21 protein-coding genes are annotated in these 20,908 nt (G+C 72.8%); 16 read left to right on the top strand and 5 right to left on the bottom strand.

Going from position 1 to position 20,908, the window contains the following annotated elements:
• The first annotated feature begins 132 nt into the window (after positions 1-132).
• Positions 133-2,328: an MMPL family transporter gene (locus tag AB0J71_RS00730; protein ID WP_364411776.1), complete on the top strand. Its 2,196-nt coding sequence runs from the start codon at positions 133-135 to the stop codon at positions 2,326-2,328.
• Here the strand turns inward: AB0J71_RS00730 and AB0J71_RS00725 are convergent.
• Positions 2,285-3,142 (bottom strand): helix-turn-helix domain-containing GNAT family N-acetyltransferase, encoded by an 858-nt coding sequence (locus AB0J71_RS00725; protein ID WP_352322902.1) that lies wholly within the window; start codon positions 3,140-3,142, stop codon positions 2,285-2,287. The genes AB0J71_RS00730 and AB0J71_RS00725 overlap by 44 nt on opposite strands.
• 94 nt (positions 3,143-3,236) lie before the next feature.
• Here AB0J71_RS00725 and AB0J71_RS00720 point away from each other — a divergent pair, with 94 nt between their 5' ends.
• Together AB0J71_RS00720 and AB0J71_RS00715 are read left to right on the top strand one after the other, a co-directional pair.
• The gene (locus AB0J71_RS00720) at positions 3,237-4,136 is read left to right on the top strand and encodes a beta-propeller fold lactonase family protein (protein WP_364411773.1); all 900 of its coding nucleotides are present in this window, start codon (positions 3,237-3,239) and stop codon (positions 4,134-4,136) included.
• A gap of 98 nt (positions 4,137-4,234) precedes the next feature.
• The gene (locus AB0J71_RS00715) at positions 4,235-5,704 is read left to right on the top strand and encodes a N,N-dimethylformamidase beta subunit family domain-containing protein (protein ID WP_364411770.1); all 1,470 of its coding nucleotides are present in this window, start codon (positions 4,235-4,237) and stop codon (positions 5,702-5,704) included.
• On the opposite strand, the gene AB0J71_RS00710 is transcribed toward AB0J71_RS00715, so the two are convergent.
• Entirely contained in the window at positions 5,661-6,386 is a 726-nt protein-coding gene (locus AB0J71_RS00710; RefSeq protein ID WP_364411768.1) for a Clp protease N-terminal domain-containing protein, read from the bottom strand. The two genes, AB0J71_RS00715 and AB0J71_RS00710, sit on opposite strands and share 44 nt — an antisense overlap.
• Before the next feature lie 171 nt (positions 6,387-6,557).
• Here AB0J71_RS00710 and AB0J71_RS00705 point away from each other — a divergent pair, with 171 nt between their 5' ends.
• Positions 6,558-7,583: a 6-phosphofructokinase gene (locus tag AB0J71_RS00705; protein WP_352331196.1), complete on the top strand. Its 1,026-nt coding sequence runs from the start codon at positions 6,558-6,560 to the stop codon at positions 7,581-7,583.
• A gap of 251 nt (positions 7,584-7,834) precedes the next feature.
• On the opposite strand, the gene AB0J71_RS00700 is transcribed toward AB0J71_RS00705, so the two are convergent.
• The gene (locus tag AB0J71_RS00700) at positions 7,835-8,698 is read right to left on the bottom strand and encodes an MHYT domain-containing protein (protein ID WP_352331257.1); all 864 of its coding nucleotides are present in this window, start codon (positions 8,696-8,698) and stop codon (positions 7,835-7,837) included.
• Between the two features lie 114 nt (positions 8,699-8,812).
• Between AB0J71_RS00700 and AB0J71_RS00695 the strand changes: the two genes are divergently transcribed.
• From AB0J71_RS00695 to thiI, 3 genes are all read left to right on the top strand, one after another.
• Complete coding sequence (locus tag AB0J71_RS00695; protein ID WP_364390698.1) at positions 8,813-9,910, top strand: DUF5931 domain-containing protein; 1,098 nt, start codon at positions 8,813-8,815, stop codon at positions 9,908-9,910.
• Positions 9,911-9,939: 29 nt separating this feature from the next.
• The gene (locus AB0J71_RS00690; protein WP_364331652.1) at positions 9,940-10,593 is read left to right on the top strand and encodes a response regulator transcription factor; all 654 of its coding nucleotides are present in this window, start codon (positions 9,940-9,942) and stop codon (positions 10,591-10,593) included.
• A gap of 67 nt (positions 10,594-10,660) precedes the next feature.
• Positions 10,661-11,857 (top strand): tRNA uracil 4-sulfurtransferase ThiI, encoded by a 1,197-nt coding sequence (gene thiI, locus AB0J71_RS00685; protein ID WP_352330713.1) that lies wholly within the window; start codon positions 10,661-10,663, stop codon positions 11,855-11,857.
• A gap of 1 nt (position 11,858) precedes the next feature.
• Here thiI and AB0J71_RS00680 read toward each other — a convergent pair whose 3' ends face one another.
• The gene (locus tag AB0J71_RS00680; RefSeq protein ID WP_352330712.1) at positions 11,859-12,149 is read right to left on the bottom strand and encodes a YiaA/YiaB family inner membrane protein; all 291 of its coding nucleotides are present in this window, start codon (positions 12,147-12,149) and stop codon (positions 11,859-11,861) included.
• Positions 12,150-12,304: 155 nt separating this feature from the next.
• Here AB0J71_RS00680 and AB0J71_RS00675 point away from each other — a divergent pair, with 155 nt between their 5' ends.
• The 3 genes from AB0J71_RS00675 (at position 12,305) to AB0J71_RS00665 (ending at position 14,900) form a co-directional block, all read left to right on the top strand.
• Complete coding sequence (locus AB0J71_RS00675; RefSeq protein WP_352330710.1) at positions 12,305-12,901, top strand: molybdopterin-dependent oxidoreductase; 597 nt, start codon at positions 12,305-12,307, stop codon at positions 12,899-12,901.
• Positions 12,902-12,956: 55 nt separating this feature from the next.
• Positions 12,957-14,093 carry a histidine kinase gene (locus tag AB0J71_RS00670; protein ID WP_364411765.1) on the top strand — a complete coding sequence of 379 codons (1,137 nt, stop codon included), beginning with the start codon at positions 12,957-12,959 and terminating at the stop codon, positions 14,091-14,093.
• 66 nt (positions 14,094-14,159) lie between these two features.
• Entirely contained in the window at positions 14,160-14,900 is a 741-nt protein-coding gene (locus AB0J71_RS00665; protein ID WP_352353225.1) for a LytTR family DNA-binding domain-containing protein, read from the top strand.
• A gap of 616 nt (positions 14,901-15,516) precedes the next feature.
• Here AB0J71_RS00665 and AB0J71_RS00660 read toward each other — a convergent pair.
• Complete coding sequence (locus AB0J71_RS00660; protein WP_352326779.1) at positions 15,517-16,359, bottom strand: deoxyribonuclease IV; 843 nt, start codon at positions 16,357-16,359, stop codon at positions 15,517-15,519.
• Between the two features lie 145 nt (positions 16,360-16,504).
• Here AB0J71_RS00660 and uraD point away from each other — a divergent pair, with 145 nt between their 5' ends.
• The 6 genes from uraD to AB0J71_RS00630 are packed head-to-tail and all read left to right on the top strand — an operon-like array spanning position 16,505 to position 20,901.
• Positions 16,505-17,026 carry a 2-oxo-4-hydroxy-4-carboxy-5-ureidoimidazoline decarboxylase gene (gene uraD, locus AB0J71_RS00655; protein WP_352326778.1) on the top strand — a complete coding sequence of 174 codons (522 nt, stop codon included), beginning with the start codon at positions 16,505-16,507 and terminating at the stop codon, positions 17,024-17,026.
• Positions 17,023-17,322, top strand: coding sequence for a hydroxyisourate hydrolase (uraH, locus tag AB0J71_RS00650; RefSeq protein WP_364411762.1), 300 nt, complete (start codon positions 17,023-17,025; stop codon positions 17,320-17,322). Before uraD ends, uraH begins: the two co-directional genes overlap by 4 nt.
• Positions 17,323-18,186: a factor-independent urate hydroxylase gene (pucL, locus tag AB0J71_RS00645; protein ID WP_352326776.1), complete on the top strand. Its 864-nt coding sequence runs from the start codon at positions 17,323-17,325 to the stop codon at positions 18,184-18,186.
• A 5-nt stretch (positions 18,187-18,191) separates the two neighbouring features.
• Positions 18,192-19,052 carry a xanthine dehydrogenase family protein subunit M gene (locus tag AB0J71_RS00640; RefSeq protein WP_364411759.1) on the top strand — a complete coding sequence of 287 codons (861 nt, stop codon included), beginning with the start codon at positions 18,192-18,194 and terminating at the stop codon, positions 19,050-19,052.
• On the top strand, positions 19,052-19,522 hold the full coding sequence (locus AB0J71_RS00635) for a (2Fe-2S)-binding protein (RefSeq protein WP_352326774.1): 471 nt from the start codon (positions 19,052-19,054) through the stop codon (positions 19,520-19,522). Before AB0J71_RS00640 ends, AB0J71_RS00635 begins: the two co-directional genes overlap by 1 nt.
• Positions 19,519-20,901 carry an 8-oxoguanine deaminase gene (locus AB0J71_RS00630; protein ID WP_352326773.1) on the top strand — a complete coding sequence of 461 codons (1,383 nt, stop codon included), beginning with the start codon at positions 19,519-19,521 and terminating at the stop codon, positions 20,899-20,901. Before AB0J71_RS00635 ends, AB0J71_RS00630 begins: the two co-directional genes overlap by 4 nt.
• Positions 20,902-20,908 lie beyond the last annotated feature (7 nt).

Genomic DNA, 20,908 nt, shown 5'->3' with positions numbered 1-20,908 from the left:
GGGTCACCTCGTTGACAAATGCGAGCATTTACTTGTATTTCTGGGTTCGACAGCGAAACACGAGTAGTTTACCGAGTTTTCGGGAGATCCCATGCGAACCTGCCCATCGGGCCCGGCGCGGGCGGTGCCCGCATGGCCGTGAACGTCGCCACCCGGGGCCCGCGCGCCGCCGCCGCCGAGCCGCCGCTGCGCAGGCTGGGCCACCTCCTCGTCCGCCGCCGCCGGCTCGTGCTGGCCCTGTCCGCGCTCGTGCTCGTCGTCGCGGGCGTCCTGGCCGCCGGTACGGTCTCCCGCCTCTCCCTGGCCCGCTTCGAGGCGCCGGGCTCGGAGTCCGACCGCGCCCAGGCCGAGCTCGCCCGCCGGTTCGGCGCCGGCAGCCCCGACCTGGTCTTCCTGGTCACCCCCAGGTCGGGCACCGTCGACGACCCCGCGGCCGAGGCGGCGGGCCGCGCCCTCACCGACCGGATCGGCCGCTCGGACGGCGTCGCGGAGTCCTCCTCGTACTGGACCAGGGGCAGGCCCGCCACCCTGCGCAGCCGGGACGGCCGGCACGCGCTGATCGTGGTGCGCGTCCCCGGCGACGCCGACCACGTGCGGGCGCGGGTGCTGCCCGCGCTGGTGCCGCGGATCGTCGGCGAGCAGGACCCCCTCCAGGTCCGGGCCGGTGGAGGGGAAGAGGTGTTCCGCGAGACCGTGCCGCTGGCCAGACAGGACTTCGTCCGGGCTGAGCTGGTCATCTTCCCGCTGGCGTTCGTGCTGCTCTGGCTCTACCAGCGGCGCGTGACGGCCGCCCTGGCGCCGATCCTGGCGGGGGTGCTGGCCATGGTGGTCGGCCTGGCGCTGCTGCGCGGCGTCCTGCTGTTCGCGGAGGTCTCCACCTTCGCACTCAACCTCACCCTCGCCATGGGCCTCGGGCTCGGCATCGACTACTGCCTGTTCGTCGTCCAGCGTTTCCGCGAGGAGGTGAGCGCCGGACGCGACCGCGCGGCGGCCGTCGCCGGAGCCGTCGAGCACGCCGGGCGGACCGTGCTGTTCAGCGGACTCACGGTGGCCGCCTCGCTGACCGTGCTGTTCGCGCTGCCCTTCGACTTCCTGCGCTCCTTCGCCTACGCGGGCATCGCGGTCGTGGCCGGCGGCCTGTTCGCCGCGGTGATCGTGCTGCCCGCGGTGCTGGCCGCGGCCGGCGGCGCGATGGTGCCCAGGCCCGGGCGTCCCGGGCGCGGCGGAACGGAGGCCCGGGGCGCCGGGTTCTGGCACGGCCTGGCCGTCCGGGTCATGCGCCGGCCGGTGGTGTTCGGCGGCCTGGCGGCGGCGCTGCTGCTGGTGCTCGCCTCGCCGTCCCTCGGCCTGCGCTTCGGCACGGCCGACGACCGCATCCTGCCGCCGGAGGCGTCCTCGCGGCAGACCCAGGAGGTCATCCGGCAGACCTTCCCGGCGGAGGAGACCGACGCCGTCCAGATCGTCTCGACGGGCGCGGCGCGGGCCGCCGACGTCTCGGCGTACGCGATGCGGCTCTCTCAGGTTCCCGGGGTCGCCCAGGTCGACTCCGCCGCCGGCGCCCACGCGGCCGGGCGGCGCGTCGGCGACGGCGACCCGGCCCGCTTCCGCGGGCCGGGCGCGTGGTTGTCGGTGGTGCCCTCCGCCGAGGCGCTGGCCGGTGACCCCGTCCGGCTGGTGGAGTCGGTACGGGCCGTGCCGCCGCCCTTCGAGGTCCTGGTCGGCGGCTATCCCGCCGAGCTGGCCGACTACCGCGCCTCGGTCGTCGACCGCCTGCCGCTGGTGCTGGCGCTCATGCTGGGCCTCACGTTCGCCGTGCTGTACCTGATGACCGGCAGCCTGGTGCTCCCGCTCAAGGCGACCTTGCTGAACGTCCTCAGCCTCGGCGTCATGTTCGGCGCCGTCGTCTGGGTCTTCCAGGAGGGCCACCTGGCGGGCCTGCTCGGCTTCACCCCGACCGGCACGCTCGACCCGAGCATCCCGATCCTCATGCTCTGCGTCGCCTACGGCCTGTCGATGGACTACGAGGTCTTCCTGCTGTCCAGGATCAAGGAGGAGTACGACAGGACGGGCGACACCGGGCAGGCCGTCGCCACCGGCATGCAGGGCGGCGCGCCCCTGATCACCGCGGCGGGCGGCATCCTGGCGCTCACGTTCGCCGCCTACGCGACCGCGCGTGTGGCGTTCGTGCAGATGCTCGGGGTGGGCATGGCCGTCGCGGTGCTGGCGGACGCCACCGTGATCAGGGCGGTGCTGGTGCCGAGCCTGATGCGCCTGGCCGGGCCGCTCAACTGGTGGCCGCGAGGTCGAGCGACCACATCTCCTCGGTGACCTCGGCGCCGTTCTCCACGCCCCGCTCCGCCGACTCCAGCTCGAACCCGGCCGCCTGGTAGATGCGCCGCGCGCTCACCAGGCAGTCGCGCGTCCACAGCTCGATCCGCCGGTAGCCCCGGTCCCTGGCGTGGCGCAGGCACTCGGCCACCAGCCGCCGCCCGATCCCGAGGCCCCGCGCCGACGGCTCGACCAGCAGCATGCGCAGCTTGGCCGTCGTGTCGTCCTGGTGCACGCAGAACACGCACCCGGCGCGCTCGCCGTCGACCTCGGCGATCCAGCCGGCGTCGCGGGCGGGGTCGTAGGCGCCCACGATCCTGGCCACGAGCTGCTCGAACTCGGTGCCCCAGCCGTACTCCTCGCTGTAGAGGGCGCCGTGCCGGTAGGCGACCCAGCCCAGGTCGCCCGTGCGCGGGGGCCTGATCACGTACGAGCGGGCGGCGGGCTCGCCGAGCAGCCGCCTGATCGTCGCCATGCTGCCGACCAGCAGCGCCCGGTCCGCCTCGGGCAGGCCGCCGAGCAGCCGTTCGATCTCCTCGGCCGAGCGGCGGTCGAGCCCGGCGAAGGTGGCCGCGCCCGCCTCGGTCAGCCGGACGAGCTGCTTGCGGGCGTCGGCGGCCGACCGCTCGCGGGCGACCAGCCCGTCGCCCTCGAACCGGGCCAGGATCCGGCTCAGGTAGCCCGCGTCGAGGTCGAGCAGGCCGCGCAGCTCGCCGGTCTCCATGCTCCCGGCGTGCGCGAGCTCGAACAGCACCCTGACTTCCGTCAGCGAGTAGGGCGAGTCGAGCATGCCTGCCTGGAGGACGCCGATCACTTTCGTATAGAACCGGTTGAAGGCTCTGACCTCAGAAACCCTTGCCTCCGTCAACGAATTCATTGCCCCAGTCAACCATAAGAAGGATCCCGTTGTGAACCTCTACATAGGCGGCTACGGCCCCGGCATCGTCACGGTGGGCGGCGAGCTGACCCGCGTGGCCTCGCCGTCGTTCCTGGCCGCGCACCCCACCCTGCCGGTGCTGTACGCGGCCGGCGAGCTGCAGCGCGGCTGGCTCACCGCCTTCACCGCCGAGGGCGGCCTGTCCCCGCTGGACGAACGCTCCAGCGACGGCGACAGCCCCTGCCACGTCGCCGTCCACCCCTCGGGCAGCCTGCTGGCCGTGGCCAACTACGGCGACGGCACCGCCGGCCTGCACCACCTGGACGAGCGGGGCGCCTTCACCGGCGACCCCGTCGTCCTGCGGCACGAGGGCTCGGGCCCCGACCCCGACCGCCAGGCCGGGTCGCACGCCCACATGTGCGTCTTCCACGACGACGTCCTGCACGTCTCCGACCTCGGCACCGACGAGATCCGCCGCTACCGCCTGGACGGCTCCCCGCTCGACCCGATCACGCTGGCCCCCGGCACCGGCCCCCGCCATTTCGCCTTCGCCGGCGACCGCCTGTACGTGGCCGGCGAGCTGGACGGCACCGTGACCCTCGTCGAGGGCGAGCGCCGCACCGTCGTGCCCGCCTCGCGCGCCGGGGGCGACAACGCGCCCAGCCACCTGCAGCTCGACGGCGACCTCGTCTACGTCGCCAACCGCGGGCCCGACACGGTCTCGGTGCTGCGCGCCGCCGACCTGTCCCCGGTGGCCGAGGTGCCCTCGGGCGGCGCCTGGCCCCGGCACTTCGCCATCGCCGGCGACCGCCTGTACGTCGCCAACCAGAACTCCGGCGAGGTGACCGTGTTCACGCTGGCGGACGGGGTGCCCGAGCCGGCCGGCCAGTCGTACGAGGTGCCCAGCCCGTCCTGCGTGCTGCCCGCGTAGGAACGCCGGGAAGGGCGCGGCCCGGGCGGGCGGCGGCGCGGGGTAAGGATCAGGCCAAGTCGTGGCCCGGCCCGGGGGCGGGCCGCGACGATGGCCGGGTGCGCAAGCTCCTGCTGCTCCTCGCCCTGCTGATCGCCGTCCTGCCGGCCGCCGGATGCGGCGGCGGTCCCGTGCGGCCGGCGCCGTCCGCGTCGCCGGCGCCGCCCGTCCCGCAGCCGTCGGAGCCGGACCGCCCGTCGCCGCCGCCGCCGGTGAACGCGGGGGAGTCCTGGCGGATCACCACCCGCGGGCCCGACCACGAGATCGAGGGCTACGCCGACCACGTGAGCGTCCTGCCCGGCGAGTCCTTCGCCCTGCACGTCTCCACCACCGCCCCGCGCTTCACCGCCGGCGCGTTCAGGATGGGCGCGCACCCGGCCAAGGTGTGGGAGTCCCCGCAGGTGAAGGGCGTGCGCCAGCCGCCGGCCAGGACCGTGGACGGCACGGTGACCGCCGCCCACTGGAAGCCCTCGCTCACCGTGGACACCCGCGGCTGGACGGAGGGCGCCTACCTGATCAGGCTCGACGCCTCGACCGGCGCCCAGCGGTACGTGCCGATCACCGTCCGCTCGGCCTCCACCCGGGGCCGGGTGGTGATGGTGAACGCGGTCACCACCTGGCAGGCGTACAACCTGTGGGGCGGCCGCAGCCTGTACCTGGGGCCCGGCGGGTTCGCCGGCCGCTCGCGCGAGGTCACCTTCGACCGCCCGTACGACGGCGGCGGCGCCCGCCTGTTCCTCGACTTCGAGCAGCCGGCCCTGGCCGTGGCCGAGCGCAGCGGCGTGCCCCTGGCCTACCTCACCAGCCTCGACCTCGGCCCCGGCGTGCTGGACGGCGCCCGGGCCGTGGTCTCGCTCGGCCACGACGAGTACTGGTCGCCCGCCATGCGCACGGCCGTCACGAAGGCCAGGGACAGCGGGACGAACCTCGCCTTCCTCGGCGCGAACGCCGTCTACTGGCGTATCGCGATCAAGGGCAGGACGGTCGCCTGCGACAAGGAACGGCTCTGCCCCCTGTGGCGGGACTCCCGCCCGGAGAGCGCCCTGGTGGGCCAGATGTACGACTGCTTCCCCGCCCAGGGCGCCTACACGGTCCGCAGGCCGGGTCACTGGATCTTCGCGGGCACCCATGGGCGGCGCTTCCCCGGCATGGTCGGCCCGGAGACCGACAAGGTCTCGCGCGGCTCGCCCAAGGGCGTGGAGGTGCTGGCCGACTCGCCGTTCTCGTGCGGGGGACGCGGGACGACGTCGCAGAGCACGTACTACACGGCGCCGAGCGGGGCCGGGGTGTTCGCCTCGGGCACGATGCGCTGGGTGTGCGCGATGCGCGGCAGGCGCTGCGGCCACGGCGTCCCGGAGTCCGCGGCCGCCTTCACCCGCCGCGCCACGGCGAACGTGCTGACCCGGTTCGCCGCCGGCCCCGCCGGGCTCTCCGGTCACCCCGCCCACCCTCCTCAGGGCCGCGCGGGCCCGCCGCGGAACGCCGCTATGGGCGGCGCTCGCGCAGGATCGCCGCCAGCCGCTCCCTGATCTCCCGCTCGGCCGCCTCCTTGCGCACGCCGAGCTCGGCGAGGGCCCCCACCACCGGGCCCTCCTCCAGGGAGAGCACGCCGAGCAGCAGGTGCTCGGTGCCGACGTAGTTGTGCCCGAGCCGCAGCGCCTCCCGCAGCGTCAGCTCCAGCGCCTTGGCGCTCTGCGCGGAGAACGGCAGAGTGACGGGCGACTGCCCGCCGCCGGGCCCTATGGCCGCCGTGACGGCCTCCCTGACCGCCTCGGGGGAGGCCCCGAGCGTGGCCATGGTCGAGGCGGCCAGCGCCTCGGGCACGTGCAGCAGCCCGAGCACCAGGTGGCCGACCTCGATGTGGTCGTGCCCCGACAGGCGCGCCTCCTCCTGGGACTTGACCACCGCGACCCGGGCCTTGTCGGTGTAGCGGGCGTAGTTGCGCAGGTCGTCGGCGAGTGAGCCGCTCTCCTTGACCACGAACCGCTTCTGCGCGGCCTGCTTGGTCACGCCCATGCTGCGGCCGATGTCGGTCCAGGAGGCGCCGGAGTGGCGGGCCTTGTCCACGAAGTGGCCGATCAGGTGGTCGGCCACCTCTCCGAGGTGCTCGCCCAGCGTGACGGCGTCGGAGAGCTGGCCGAGCGGGTCGTCGTCGGGATGACGGCTCTTGATGGCGGCGATGAGGTCGTCGAGACGTACGGTTTCATCCATGCGTCAACCATAGGTTGACGCTGCTGGACCGTCAACCCTGGGTTGACGATTGCTCCGTCCAGGAAATGATCGACGGCCGGGCGTTTGGTCTAGACCACTGAGCGTCGCGGCAGGCACAATGCGAGCTGTCACCGAGCAATGGTTCGTGAACCCCATCGGGAGGAACCCGCCATGCGTATTGGAGTGCTCACCGGAGGCGGAGACTGTCCAGGTCTCAACGCCGTCATCAGGGCCGTGGTGCGTAAGGGGGTGAGCACGTACGGCCACGAGTTCGTGGGGTTCCGCGACGGCTGGCGCGGGCCCCTGGAAGGCGACACGATGCCGCTCGACATCCAGGCCGTACGAGGCATCCTGCCGCGGGGCGGCACCATTCTCGGATCCTCCCGCACCAACCCGATCAAGATCGAGGGCGGCGTCGACCGCATCAAGGAGAACCTCGCCGCCACCGGCGTCGACGCCCTGATCGCCATCGGCGGCGAGGACACGCTCGGCGTGGCCAAGCAGCTCTACGACCGCGACGTCAAGGTCGTGGGCGTGCCCAAGACCATCGACAACGACCTGTCCGGCACCGACTACACCTTCGGCTTCGACACCGCGGTCAACATCGCGATGGAGGCCATCGACCGGCTGCACACCACCGCCGAGTCCCACCACCGCGCGCTGATCTGCGAGGTCATGGGCCGCCACGCGGGCTGGATCGCGCTGCACGCGGGCATGGCCGGCGGCGCGAACGTGATCCTCATCCCCGAGAAGCCGTTCGACATCGACCGGGTCTGCGAGTACGTCGAGTCCCGCTTCCGCACCCGCTACTCGCCGATCATCGTCGTGGCCGAGGGCGCCCACCCGATCGAGGGCCAGATGGAGCTGCAGACCGGCACCCTCGACGCGTTCGGGCACGTCCGGCTCGGCGGCATCGGCGAGGTGCTGGCCAAGGAGATCGAGAAGCGCACCGGCAAGGAGGCCCGCACCACCGTGCTCGGCCACATCCAGCGCGGCGGCACCCCGACGGCCTACGACCGGGTGCTGGCCACCAGGTTCGGGCTGCAGGCGATCGACGCCGCGCACGAGGGCGACTACGGCACGATGGTCGCGCTGCGCGGCACCGACATCGTCCGGGTCGGGCTCGACGAGGCGACGGCCGAGCTGAAGACCGTGCCGGCCTCCCGGTACTCCGAGGCGGAGGTGTTCTTCGGCTGAGACGCCGGCCGGCTGAGGCTTTCTACGGCTGGCTGAAAGCGGCTTGCAAGCGCCGGGCCGTACCTTCTGGGCAGCGGGGTTACCGCTTACAACCCCCCTCAGGGTACGGCTTGGGGCGCAGCGAGTCGGCGGCCCACTTTGCGCCGCAAGCCGTACCCAGGAGATAGCTCGACCGCGGGGCGCGCCGAGGTGATCCACCTCCGGCGCGCCCTCGCCGCGTCCGGCCCCGTCCGGACGCCCGGCGCCGACTGCTACCTGCGGCGGGTGCGCATCATCTGCGGCTGTTGCGGGCGGGGGGCGGCCGGCGGCGCGGGGTAGGCCAGGCGCTGCTGCTGGGCGGCGCGCCGGCGCAGCTCCAGGCGGGCGACCATCTCGGCGTCCTCGTGCAGCTCCTCCTCCGAGGGCGCGAGGATCACCATGAGCAGCATGGTCAGCGTGATCAGGCTGATCACGGTCATGAGGGGGACGAGGAAGTCGAGGGCGTCCGCGCCGGTGACCATGCCGGGCTCGGCGTCGACGGAGACCCGCATGGCGTACATGCCGGTGTAGTGCATGCCCGAGACGGCCACGCCCATGACCAGCGCCGCGCCGGTGATCCAGACCGGCTTCTTGACCCGCAGCGTGAACCAGAGCGCGGCGGTCGCGGCCACGACGGCGATCACCACGGACCCGGCCACGATCGTGCGGTCGTAGGAGACGTGGGCGCTCATGTTCATGGCGTACATGCCGAGGTAGTGCATGCTGGCCACGCCGAGCCCGGTGAGCAGGCCGCCGCCGAGCAGCGCCAGCGCCCGGCCGCGGCCGTAGGAGACCAGGAACAGCCCGGTGCCGACCACCACGACGGCCACGGCGGCCGAGGCGACGGTGAGCGGGACGTCGTACTTGATCTGCGTGCCCTCCACCGCGAAGCCCATCATCGCGACGAAGTGCATGACCCAGATGCCGGTGCCGCCGATGGAGATGGCCGCGCCGATCAGCCAGCGCACCCGCGACGCGCCGCGGCTGGCGTGCGCCTGTGCGGTGAGCCGCAGTCCGAGCATCGAACCCAGGCACGACATCAGGTACGCCAGCAGCGGTGTGAGCGGTCCGTGGGTGAAATGATTAACAGCGGTCATATATCGACATTCCTTGTGATTAGGGGTTGACGGATTGTGTCATCCGATACGTCCCTTCCGCATGGATACCGCAACTATCGGTCAACCGGCGTGTCGGAAACGTGAGAGGGTCTCATGACCATCGAGGGCCCCTTCTGGCGCGCGATCGCAGTCTTCCGCGCCGCGTCGTTGCTGTACGCCGCCGTGCTGATGGCCCAGTACCGCGGGTACGAGCAGCCCGTCGCCGGCTGGCTGGTGATCGCCCTGATGGCGTTGTGGACGGCCGCGGCCACGTACGCGTACGCGTCCGAAAAGCTGCGCGGACGGCCGCTGCTGGCCGTGGACCTGCTGGTGGCGCTGGCCTGCCTGCTGACGTCCCCGTACGTGGAGGGCGTCCGTCAGGGCGTGGCGGGCACCATGCCCGTCCCGGCCACCTGGGTCGCCGCGCCCGTCCTGGCCTGGGCCGTGTACGGCGGCAGGCGCGCGGGCGCGGTGGCGGCGGCCCTGGTCGCCGCCGCGGACCTGTGGCTGCGCGTGCGCGCCCCGGAGGCGCCCGTGATGATCAACGGCGCGGTCCTGCTGTTCCTGTCAGGAGTGGTTGTCGGACACGTGGCCCGGCTGGCCAAGGAGGCCGAGGAACGCATGCAGCGCGCGGCCGAGATGGAGGCCGCCCAGCGCGAACGCGACCGGCTGGCCCGCGACCTGCACGACTCCGTCCTGCAGGTGCTGGCCCTGGTCCAGCGGCGCGGCCGGCAGATCGGCGGCGAGGCGGCCGAGCTGGGCCGCCTCGCCGGCGAGCAGGAGGCCGCGCTGCGCGAGCTCATCGCCGCCCGTCCCGCCCCGACCGGCGCCACGGACCTGCGCTCCCTGCTCATGCGGCACGGCTCGCCGCTGGTGACGGTCTCCACCCCGGCCACGCCGCTCGTCCTGCCCACGCCGGCGGCCGAGGGCGTGGCGGCCGCGGTCGGGGCCGCCCTGGACAACGTGCGCGAGCACTGCGGCGTGGGCGCGCGGGCCTGGGTGTTCGCCGAGTCCTGCGACGACGTGGTCATGGTGACCGTGCGCGACGAGGGCCCCGGCATCCCGGCGGGACGCCTGGAGCGGGCCGCCGCCGAGGGCCGCCTGGGCGTCGCGCAGTCCATCCGCGGGCGCGTGGCCGACCTGGGCGGGACGGTCGCCGTCGCCTCCACGCCGTCCGGGACCGAGATCGAGATCAGTCTTCCCTGCCGATAGGCGGGGAGCGGCCCGGTTAGAGTGACGTCATGGTGCGGGTCATGGTGGTGGACGACCATCCCATGTGGCGCGACGGCGTGGCCAGGGATCTGTCCGAGGCGGGCTACGAGGTCGTGGCCGTGGTGGGGGAGGGGCGGCAGGCGATCAGGGCGGCCGCGGCCGTACGCCCCCAGGTCGTCGTGCTGGATCTGCGCCTGCCCGACATGTCCGGCGCGGAGGTGGCCGCCGGGCTGGCCGGGGCCGAGCCGGCGCCCAAGGTCCTGGTGTTGTCGGCCAGCGCCGAGCAGGACGACGTGCTGGCGGCCGTCAAGGCGGGCGCGTCCGGATACCTGGTGAAGTCGGCGAGCCGGGAGGAGTTCCTCGACGCCGTCCGCCGCACCGCCGAGGGCGACGCCGTCTTCACGCCGGGCCTGGCCGGGCTGGTGCTCGGGGAGTACCGGCGGCTGGCCGCGCGTCCCGCCGCCGGACGCGCCGACGACGACGGCCCCAGGCTGACCGAGCGCGAGACGGAGGTGCTCAGGCTGGTCGCCAAGGGCCTGACCTACCGGCAGGTCGCCGACCGCCTGGTGCTCTCGCACCGCACGGTCCAGAACCACGTGCAGAACACGCTGAGCAAGCTCCAGTTGCACAACCGGGTGGAACTGGTCCGATATGCGATCGAGCAGGGCCTCGACGCGGACTAAACTCGACAGGTCGCGGCGTTGCCTTCCTAGCGGCCGCGCTTTCCCCGTCTTCCCCGGAGGTTCCACCATGACGATGTCCGCCCTGGGCGAGCCATGCGTTCTGCTCAAGCTGGGCGAGATCGTTCTCAAGGGCAAGAACCGTGAGCTGTTCGAGCGTCGCCTGATCGACAACATCCGCTTCGCGCTGCAGGATCTCGGCCTCAAGACCGACGTGCGCCGGCGTCACGGCGTCGTCGCGATCTTCCTGCCCGAGGGATCGGACGTCGAGCAGGCCGACGCGGTGGCCCGGCGGGTCGCCGACGTGCCCGGCCTGGTGTGGATCCACCGCGCCTGGCGGGTGGCCAAGGACCCCGACACCGTGCTCAAGGCCGGCCTGGAGCTGATCCGCGACCGCGAGGAGGTCGCCCGCGGGGCCCGCTTCGCGGTGCGCTCGCGCCGCCGCGACAAGCGTTTCCCGCTGCGCTCCAACGAGCTCGACCGGCTGGTCGGCGGCGCGATCAACGACGAGTACCACCTGCCCGTCGACCTGAAGAACCCCGAGCTGACCGTCTTCATCGAGGTCGACCGGGACGAGGTGTTCGTCTTCACCGACGGCATCCCCGGCCAGGGCGGCCTGCCGGTCGGCAGCAGCGGCCGGGCGCTGGTGCTCATGTCGGGCGGCATCGACTCGCCGGTGGCGGCCTACCGGATGATGAAGCGCGGCCTGCACGTCGACTTCCTGCACTTCTCCGGCATCCCGTTCACCACCTCCGAGTCGATCTACAAGGCGTACGCGCTGGTCAGGAAGCTCGACCGGTTCCAGGGCAGGTCGCGGCTGTGGGTGGTGCCGTTCGGCAAGGCGCAGCAGTCGATCCGCAACTCGGGCCAGGACCGCCTGGCCGTGATCGCCCAGCGGCGGCTCATGCTGAAGACGGCCGAGGAGGTCGCCCACCGCATCCGCGCCGGCGCGCTGATCACCGGCGACGCGCTCGGCCAGGTCTCCTCCCAGACGCTGGCCAACATCACCGCCCAGGACAACGCGGTCGACCTGCCGATCCTGCGCCCGCTCGTGGGCTGGGACAAGACCGAGATCATGGCCGAGGCCCGGCGCATCGGCACGCTGGAGATCTCGGAGCTGCCCGACGAGGACTGCTGCTCCCTGCTGGCTCCCAAGCGCGCCGAGACGCGGGCCAAGATCGACGACCTCAAGCAGATCGAGAAGCGGCTCGACGCCGAGGAGCTGTGCGTGCAGCTCGCCGACTCGATCCAGGAGTACACGCTGTAGCTCAGGCCGCGTCGACCTTGAACGGGTCGTGCTCGGCCAGCAGCTTGTCCAGCCTGGCCTGGTCCACGCGGTTGGTGACCTCGGCCAGCTCCTGCCGGTCGCGGACGACCTTGCACAGGTTGACCGTGGAGGTGACCACGTACAGCAGGCCGAGCGCGAGGAACGCCCTGATCCAGCCGGAGGCCGGCAGGTAGATCAGAGCGATCACCACGGACGACACGGAGACGGCGAACGACAGGACCGCCTGGACGTAGAACGCGGCGGTCTGCGTGGGACGGATGGGCTTGCTCATGAGTTCATGGTGATCTCGCAGGCCAGGCCGTCGCATGGGCTTTCGTACTCAAGTTACTCCTGAGTACGAAAGGCCCGGCCGCAGCCCCGGACGCGGGGCGCGGGCGCGGCGATGGCAGGATGGCCCAAGACGCGAGATCGGTGAGGGGAGTGATCGTGGAGGAGTCGCGCCTGCCTCCAGGCCAGTACGTCCCGCGCGGCCGCCCCGTGATCCACTACGGCAGGGTGCCCGCGTTCAAGCCGGACAGCTGGGACTTCCGCGTGTTCGGCGCCACGGCCTCCGGCGAGGAGCACTGCCTGACGTGGGCGGACTTCGAGCTGCTGCCCCGGGCCACGCGCGTCGCCGACTTCCACTGCGTCACCAAGTTCTCCCTCATGGCCAACGAGTGGCGGGGCGTCACCCCGGCCACGATCATGGAGCTCGCGCCGCCCGACCCCGGCGTGCGCCACGTCATGATCTGGGCCGAGTACGGCTACAGCGCCAACCTTCGCATGTCCGACTTCGCCGCCCCCGACACCCTGTTCGCCACCGAACTGGACGAGAAGCCGCTCAGCCCCGACCGCGGTTTCCCCGTGCGCATCGTGGTCCCCCACCTGTACGCGTGGAAGAGCGTCAAGTGGGTGCGCGCCGTCGAATACCTCCTGGAGGACCGGCGCGGCTTCTGGGAGGAGCGCGGATACCACAACCTGGCCGATCCCTGGCGCGAACAGCGCTACTCCTACCAGGAGGAACCCGGCGAGGGCCCCCCGTAGACTTCGCTGCGGGTTTCCACCCGAACACGACCGGTTATTGGCTACGGTTTTGCGCATGCAGACCACCGCATGCGTGGCGCTCTCCCTCCTGCTCTTCCTCCTCGGCTACGCCTGCGCCAGGACGCGCCGCCCCGCGCTCCCCGAAGGCGGCAAACACGAGGCCACCTTCACCGCGCTGCACGTCGCGGGGCTGGCCGCACCCGCCCTGCGCGGCGGGCTCGACCGCGACTCGGCGCGCAAGGCCGTACGCCACCTGCACGCGCTGCTCGGCACCCGGGCCGTCGCGATCACCTCCACCGACGCCGCGCTGGCCTGGAACGGCCCGTGCACCGACGACGTGCTCACCTACGCCCGCACCACGCTGGCCGCCGGGCGGGCGCAGGTGTTCGCCGGGCGGCCGCACGGGGCCGTGGTCGTGCCGCTGACGGTGGACGACACGGTCGTGGGCACGCTGGCGGCCTTCGACGAGGAGGTCAGCGCGGCGCTCGTGCGCGCCGTGACCGAGCTGGGCCGCTGGGTGTCGGGGCAGCTGGAGCTGGCCGACCTCGACGCCTCCCGGCGGCGGGCGCTGGAGGCCGAGATGCGCGCGCTGCGCGCCCAGATCTCGCCGCACTTCGTCTACAACGCGCTGACCACGATCGCCTCGTTCGTCCGGACGAACCCCAAGCGCGCCCGCGAGCTGTTGCTCGACTTCGCCGACTTCTCCCGTTACGCCCTGCGCCGGGCCCACGACTTCACCACCCTGGCCGACGAGCTGACCTGCGTCGACCGGTACCTGCTGCTGGAGCGCGCCCGCTTCGGCGACAAGCTGCGCTTCAGCCTGCAGGTCGCGCCCGAGGTGCTGCCGGTGCCGGTGCCGTTCCTGTGCCTGCAACCGCTGGTGGAGAACGCCATCAAGCACGGCATGCGCGGCCGGCGCGGCGGCGGCGAGGTGCGGGTCGTGGTCCGCGACGCCGGCCCCGAGGCCCACATCACCGTCGAGGACGACGGCACCGGCATGGACCCCGAGTGCGCCAGGCGCATGCTCGACGGCGATCCGGCCCGCGAGGGCGGCGGCATCGGCCTGGCCAACGTGGACCTGCGCATGCGCCAGATCTACGGCGACGGCTACGGCCTCGTGGTGGAGACCGCCCTCGGCGCCGGCACCCGGGTACGGCTGCGCGTCCCGAAGACGCAATTCACCTCAGTGTAGTCAATTCCTTACGCAGGGCTGGCGTGTCGCTTGTGACCTTTGCTTTGATACGGCAGCGTGGAGGCCATGCTGAGGGTCCTGGCAGTCGACGACGAGGTGCCCGCTCTTGAGGAGCTCGCCTACCTGCTGCGCCAGGACACGAGAATCGAACACGTCGCCACCGCGGCCGACGGCGTCACCGCGCTGCAGGACATGGTGCAGATGATCGGCGGCGGCGAGCGGCTCGACGCGATCTTCCTCGACATCCGGATGCCGGGCCTCGACGGCCTCGACCTCGCCCGGCTGGTCGGCGGCTTCCCGAGCCCGCCCAAGCTGGTGTTCGTCACGGCGCACGAGGAGTGCGCGGTGCAGGCGTTCGAGCTGGAGGCCGTCGACTACCTGCTCAAACCGGTCCGGGCCGAGCGCCTGGCGGAGGCGGTCAGGCGGCTGGAGGCGGCCTCCGCGCCGCTCGCCGAGCCGAGCCAGGACGACGTGATCCCGGTCGAGCTGGGCGGGCGCACCAGGTTCGTGCCGCAGCAGGCCATCTGGTTCGCCGAGGCCAAGGGCGACTACGTGCGGCTGCACACCGGCGACGGCAGCTACCTCGTCCGCATGTCGCTGGCCGCGCTCGAACGCCGCTGGTCGGAGGCGGGGTTCATCCGCGTTCACCGCAGCACCCTGGTCTCGGCCCGGCACGTCAGCGAACTGCGTTTCGAGGGCGGCCGGGTCACGCTCACCGTCGGCACCGAGACACTGCAGGTCAGCCGGCGGCACAGCCGTCAGGTGCGCGAACAGCTCGTCCGCCAGCATCGCGGCGTCTTCTCCTGACCGCCGGCCCGCGCGTCCCCGCGGGCTGGTGCCGATGGGTGGGCGTGAAGCTGGGCGTGTCCGGCGGGCGCCGGGCCCCCGGCCGCCGGGTCGTCTGCCGGCGCGATGGTAAAAGATTTCCCAGGTCACGTCGGGGGCGGGCCCTTGGCGGCGGTTCCCGCGATGCCCTCCAGGTGCCCGCCGGCCGCTGGGAGGACCCATGAATCTGCCGTTCGTCGCTCGCCGGTGACCGCTCGCCGCCCGGCCACCCTCCGTATGTCGATGACTACAGACCGTTCAGCGAGCTGACCGTAAACAGGGTTTCGCCCACAAGATCGCGACCGTAGTGTTTCGGCATCGAAGCCACCCGGCGCATCGGGGGGGACGGGCCGCAAGGCCCAAGCAAGGGCCTGATGCGTCGGCTTCACCGGTGACCAGCCAGGTCACCACGGCTGTCGGGCCTTTGACCGGGGGGTAGGGCCCGCCTGCCGATCAGGTGAAGGGGCGCCTGCGGAGGCCACGGACCCCGGCCCCGCGATCCGGCCTTCGGGGGCGGCCGGATCGTGCGAGCAGGCGCCCCTATCACGATTGATGACCAGGAGGGGCTTTCATCCCCGTTGCCGGGGATCGCCCCGGGTCAGCCCTCGTCGCGGAGCTTCTTCAGCAGCTCGATGTCCTCACGGTGCTTGTCGGCCTTGCCGGGCGTCTCGATGCAGATCGGCACGCCCGCCACCGCCGGATGCCGCATGATCTCGGCGAACGGCTGCGCGCCGATGTGGCCCGCGCCGATGTTCTCGTGCCGGTCCTTCTTGGCCCCGCACACGTCCTTGCTGTCGTTGGCGTGGATGAGCTTGAGCCGGCCGGGCGCGATGGCGTGCAGGGCGTCGAACGTCTCCCGCACCCCGCCCTCGGCGGCCAGGTCGTGGCCGGCGGCGAAGGCGTGGCAGGTGTCGAGGCAGACGCAGGCCCGCGGGTGCCAGTCGAGCGCGGCGAGATAGGGCTCCAGGTCCTGGACGGTCGCGCAGAGCATCGCGCCCTGGCCCGCCATGGGCTCCAGCAGCAGGTCGGGGCCGCCCTCGGGGATCTCGTCGAGCAGCGGCAGCAGGGTCTCGCGGATCTGCCGCAGCGCGTCGTCGCGGGACTGCGTGACGGCCGAACCGGTGTGGACGACGACGCCCTTGGCGCCGGTCTCCACCCCGCGCCGCAGCCCGTGGCGGACGACGGCGATGGAGTTGGCCAGCGTCTCGGGGTTGGGCGAGCCGAAGTTCACCAGGTACGGGACGTGGATGAAGGCGGTGACGCCGGACTCGGCGAGCTTGGCGTCCTCGGCGGGCTTGCCGTCGTTGAGCGCCCAGCCGCGCGGGTTGGTGACGAACACCTGGACCATCTCGGCGCCGATCTCGGCCATGTACTTCAGGCCGCCGGTCGCCAGGCCGCCGGTGACGGACACGTGCCCGCCGATCAGGGATGTCAAGGTCATGATGGCTCCCAGTGTAGGCGCAGCTCAGGGGCGTCCCGGCCGGGGCCGGGTTGGAGCATGACACGAAAAGTCCTGGCCATCCCGTTGCGTACTTGGGAGTTCTCACGGATGGACCGGGAACCGGGCCCGTGTGTGTACTGCTGACATGTGCAACTCCCTGGCCGCCTTCAACCGGCGGCCGCGCGCGGAGGCGGAGGCGGAGCTGCTGGCCTGCTGCGCCTCCCGCGCGTTCGCGGCGGCGGTGGCCGCCCGCAGGCCCTACGCCGCCCCGGAACGGCTCGCCGAGGCCGCCGAGGCGGCGGTGCGCGAGCTGGAGTGGCCCGACGTGCTGGAGGCGCTGGCGGCCCACCCGCGCATCGGGGAACGCCCGTCCGGGGACGGCCGGGAGTCGCGCTGGTCGCGCCAGGAGCAGGCGGGCGCGCACGCGGACGCGCCGGGGGCCGGGGAACTCCGGGCCGCGCTGGCCGCGGGCAACCGCGCGTACGAGGAGCGGTTCGGGTACGTCTACCTGGTCTGCGCCGCCGGCCTGAGCGGGGCCGAGCTGCTGGCCCGGCTACGCGCCCGGCTGGACAACGACGAGGAGACCGAGCGCGGGGTCGTCCGCGACGAACTGGTCAAGATCACCCGGCTCCGGCTGGGGAGGCTCATGGAAGGGGAGGGGAGATGAGCTTCTCGACGCACGTCCTGGACGCGGTCTCGGGCCGCCCGGCCGCCGGGGTGCGCGTCCGGCTGGAGCAGGAGGGCCGCGTGCTGGCCCGGGGCAGCACCGACGACGACGGCCGGATCAAGGGCTGGGACACCGGGGAGGGCGTGCACCGCGTCGTCTTCGACACCGGCGCCTACCTGGCCGACACCTTCTACCCCGAGGTCGTCATCGCCTTCACCGTCACCGACCCCGGAGCCCACCACCACGTGCCGCTGCTGCTCAGCCCGTACGCCTACTCCACCTACCGAGGGAGCTAGATGACCGTCAAGCTCGGCCCCAACCGTTACGGCAAGGCGGAGACCAGGCTGGTCCACGTGGTCAGAGACGGGGCCGTCCACCACCTCAAGGACATCAACGTCAGCACCTCGCTGTCGGGCGACATGGAGGAGGTGCACAGGAACGGCAGCAACGCCGCCGTCCTGCCCACCGACACGCAGAAGAACACCGCCTACGCCTTCGCCAGGAAGCACGGCGTCGGCGAGATCGAGGACTTCGCCCTCTTACTGGCCCGCCACTACGTCCGCGCGCACCCGTCCATCCACCACGCCCGGGTGGAGATCGAGGAGTACGCCTGGAACCGCATCCCCGGCCCGTCGCGGCACTCCTTCGTGCGCGACGGCGGCGAGGTGCGCACCTGCGTCGTCCACCACGACAGGGACGGCCGCACCACCGTCGTGTCCGGCCTGACGGACCTGGTCGTGCTGAACTCGACCGGCTCGGAGTTCCACGGCTACCTCGTGGACGAGTACACCACCCTCCAGCCGACGACCGACCGCGTCCTGGCCACCGCGGTCACCGCCCGCTGGCGGCACATCGGGACGGGCGGGCGCCCGCCGTACGCGCAGGTGCGCGCCTGCCTGCTGGACGCCTTCGCGCAGACGCACAGCCTGTCGTTGCAGCAGACCCTCTACGCGATGGGCGAGCGGGTGCTGACGACCTGCCCGCAGGTCTGCGAGGTCCGGCTCACGCTGCCCAACAAGCACCACTTCCTGGTCGACCTGTCGCCGTTCGGCCTGGACAACGAGAACGAGGTCTTCTACGCCGCCGACCGTCCCTACGGGCTGATCGAGGGCAGTGTGCTGCGTGAGGACGCACCCGACGCGGGATTCGCCTGGGAGTGAGCACGATGGACTTTGTGCGGCCCACCACGTGGGCTGAGGCGCTGGCCGCCAAGGCGGACCGGCCCGGAGCGCTGCCCGTCCAGGGCGGCACCGACGTGATGGTCGAGATCAACTTCGACGTGCGCAGGCCGGAGGCGCTGCTCGACCTCAACCAGGTGGCCGAGCTGCGCGAATGGCACATGACCGACGGCATCTGCCGGATCGGGGCGGGGGTCACGTACGCCACGGTCGTGGACGAGCTGGGCGGCGTGCTGCCGGGGCTCGCGCAGGCCGCGCGCACGGTCGGCTCGCCGCAGATCCGCAACCGCGGCACGGTCGCCGGCAACCTCGGCGCGGCCTCGCCCGCGGGCGACAGCCATCCGCCGCTGCTGGCGGCGGGCGCGGTCGTCGAGGCCGAGTCGCGCGAGCGCGGCACCCGGCTGATTCCCGCGGCCGAGTTCTACCTCGGGGTCAAGCGCAACGCCCTGGAGCCGGACGAGCTGATCAGGGCCGTGCGCGTCGAACCCGCCCAGGGGCCCCAGTACTTCTCCAAGGTCGGCACGCGCAACGCCATGGTGATCGCGGTGTGCTCGTTCGCGGTCGCGCTGCACCCCGGCCAGCGGCGGGTCGGCACCGGGATCGGCTCGGCCGCGCCCACGCCGCGCCGCGCCCTGGAGGCGGAGGACCTGCTGGCCAGGGAGCTGGACTGGCACGCCCCGCTCGACCCCGCGCTGCTGGCCCGCTTCGGCGAGCTGTGCGCGCGGGCCGCCGCGCCGATCGACGACGTGCGCGGCACCGCCGCCTACCGGGTGCACGCGCTCGGCGTGATGGCCCGGCGCACGCTCACCTGGGCCTGGACCGACCACCTCGCGAGGAGGGCCGCCTGATGCGCCTGAACGTCACCGTCAACGGCCGCGCCCACAGCGTGGACGACGTCTGGGAGGGGGAGAGCCTGCTGTACGTGCTGCGCGAGCGGATCGGGCTCCCCGGCTCCAAGAACGCCTGCGAGCAGGGCGAATGCGGCTCGTGCACGGTCCGTCTCGACGGGCTGCCGGTCTGCTCGTGCCTGGTCGCCGCCGGGCAGGCCGAGGGACGGCAGGTGCGCACGGTCGAGGGGCTGGCCGCCGGCGACCGGCTCGACCCGGTGCAGGAGGCGTTCGTCGAGTGCGGGGCCGTGCAGTGCGGGTTCTGCACCCCCGGGCTCGTCGTACAGGCCCATGACCTGCTCGAACGCGTGCCCCGGCCGTCCGACGCGGAGATCCGAGAGGCGCTGGCGGGCAACCTGTGCCGCTGCACCGGCTACGAGAAGATCCTCGACGCGGTCCGGCTGGCCGCCGCGCGGAAGGCGTCCCGATGACCCTGCTGATCGAGAACGTGCACATCGCGCCCGTCGCCGGCCCCGAGATCCCCTCGGGCCACCTCGTCGTCGAGGGCGACCGGATCGCCGCGCTCGGCCCCGGCCCCGCGCCCGCCACCCCCGGCGCCCGGCGCGTGGACGGCTCCGGCTGCCTGGCCACCCCCGGCCTGGTCAACACCCACCACCACCTCTACCAGTGGGCCTCCCAGGGGCTGGCCCAGGACGCCACCCTGTTCGAGTGGCTGGTGGCGCTCTACGACGTCTGGGCCGCCATGGACGCCGAGGTTGTCAGGGGCGCGGCCACGGCCGGGCTCGGCTGGCTGGCGCTGTCCGGCTGCACCACCTCCAGCGACCACCACTACGTCTTCCCCAAGGGCCGCGGCGACCTGCTCGCGGCCGAGGTCGAGGCGGCGCGGGAGATCGGCCTGCGCTTCCACCCGGCGCGCGGCTCGATGGACCTGGGCCGCTCGCAGGGCGGGCTGCCGCCGGACGAGGTGGTCGAGCAGCTCGACGACGTGCTGGCCGCGACGGCCGAGGCGGTGGACGCCCACCACGACCCGTCGCCGTCCTCGATGGTGCGGGTCGCGGTCGCGCCGTGCTCGCCTTTCTCGGCCAGCGCCGAGCTGATGACGGAGTCGGCGGCCCTGGCCAGGGCCAAGGGCGTCCGCCTGCACACCCATCTGGCCGAGACGCTCGACGAGGACGAGCACTGCGCCGAGCGGTTCGGCCTGCGCCCGGTCGACTACCTGGACAAGCTCGGCTGGCTGGGGCCCGACGTGTGGCTCGCGCACGCCGTGCACCTCAGCGACGCCGACATCGCCAAGCTCGCCCGCACCGGCACGGGCGCGGCCCACTGCCCCTCCTCCAACGGCCGCCTGGGCAGCGGGATCGCCCGTGTGTCGGAGATGCTGCGCATGGGGGTGAACGTCGGCCTCGGCGTGGACGGCAGCGCCTCCTCCGAGTTGACCTCGCTGGCCGGGGAGATGCGGCAGGCCCTGCTGTTCCAGCGGGCCCGGTACGGCCCCCGCGCGCTGTCGGCCCGCCAGGCGCTGGAGCTGGCCACCCTGGGCGGGGCGCGCAACCTGGGCCGTGAGGCCGAGCTCGGCTCGCTGGAGCCGGGCAAGCTGGCCGACGTCGTCCTGTGGCGGACCGGCGGGCCCTTCACCGCCGCCGTGGCCGACCCGGTGTGCGCGCTGGTGTTCGGGCCCCCGCCGCCGGTGGCCCGCGTCCTGGTCGGCGGCCGGACCGTGGTCGAGGACGGCGAGCTGCGCACGACGTCCCACGACGCGGCCGGACGGGCGGGCGCCGAGGCCCACCGCAGGCTGATGCGGCTGGCTGCCGAGCGCGGGCACTCGGCGGGCAGGGAGATCCAGCACTAGGGTGGTG

Origin of the sequence: Nonomuraea sp. NPDC049637 (genome assembly GCF_040675235.1) — a bacterium.
Classification (GTDB): Bacteria; Actinomycetota; Actinomycetes; order Streptosporangiales; family Streptosporangiaceae; genus Nonomuraea.
The sequence above is the reverse complement of the archived record's forward strand: the minus strand, read 5'-3'. Positions and strand labels throughout refer to the sequence as shown.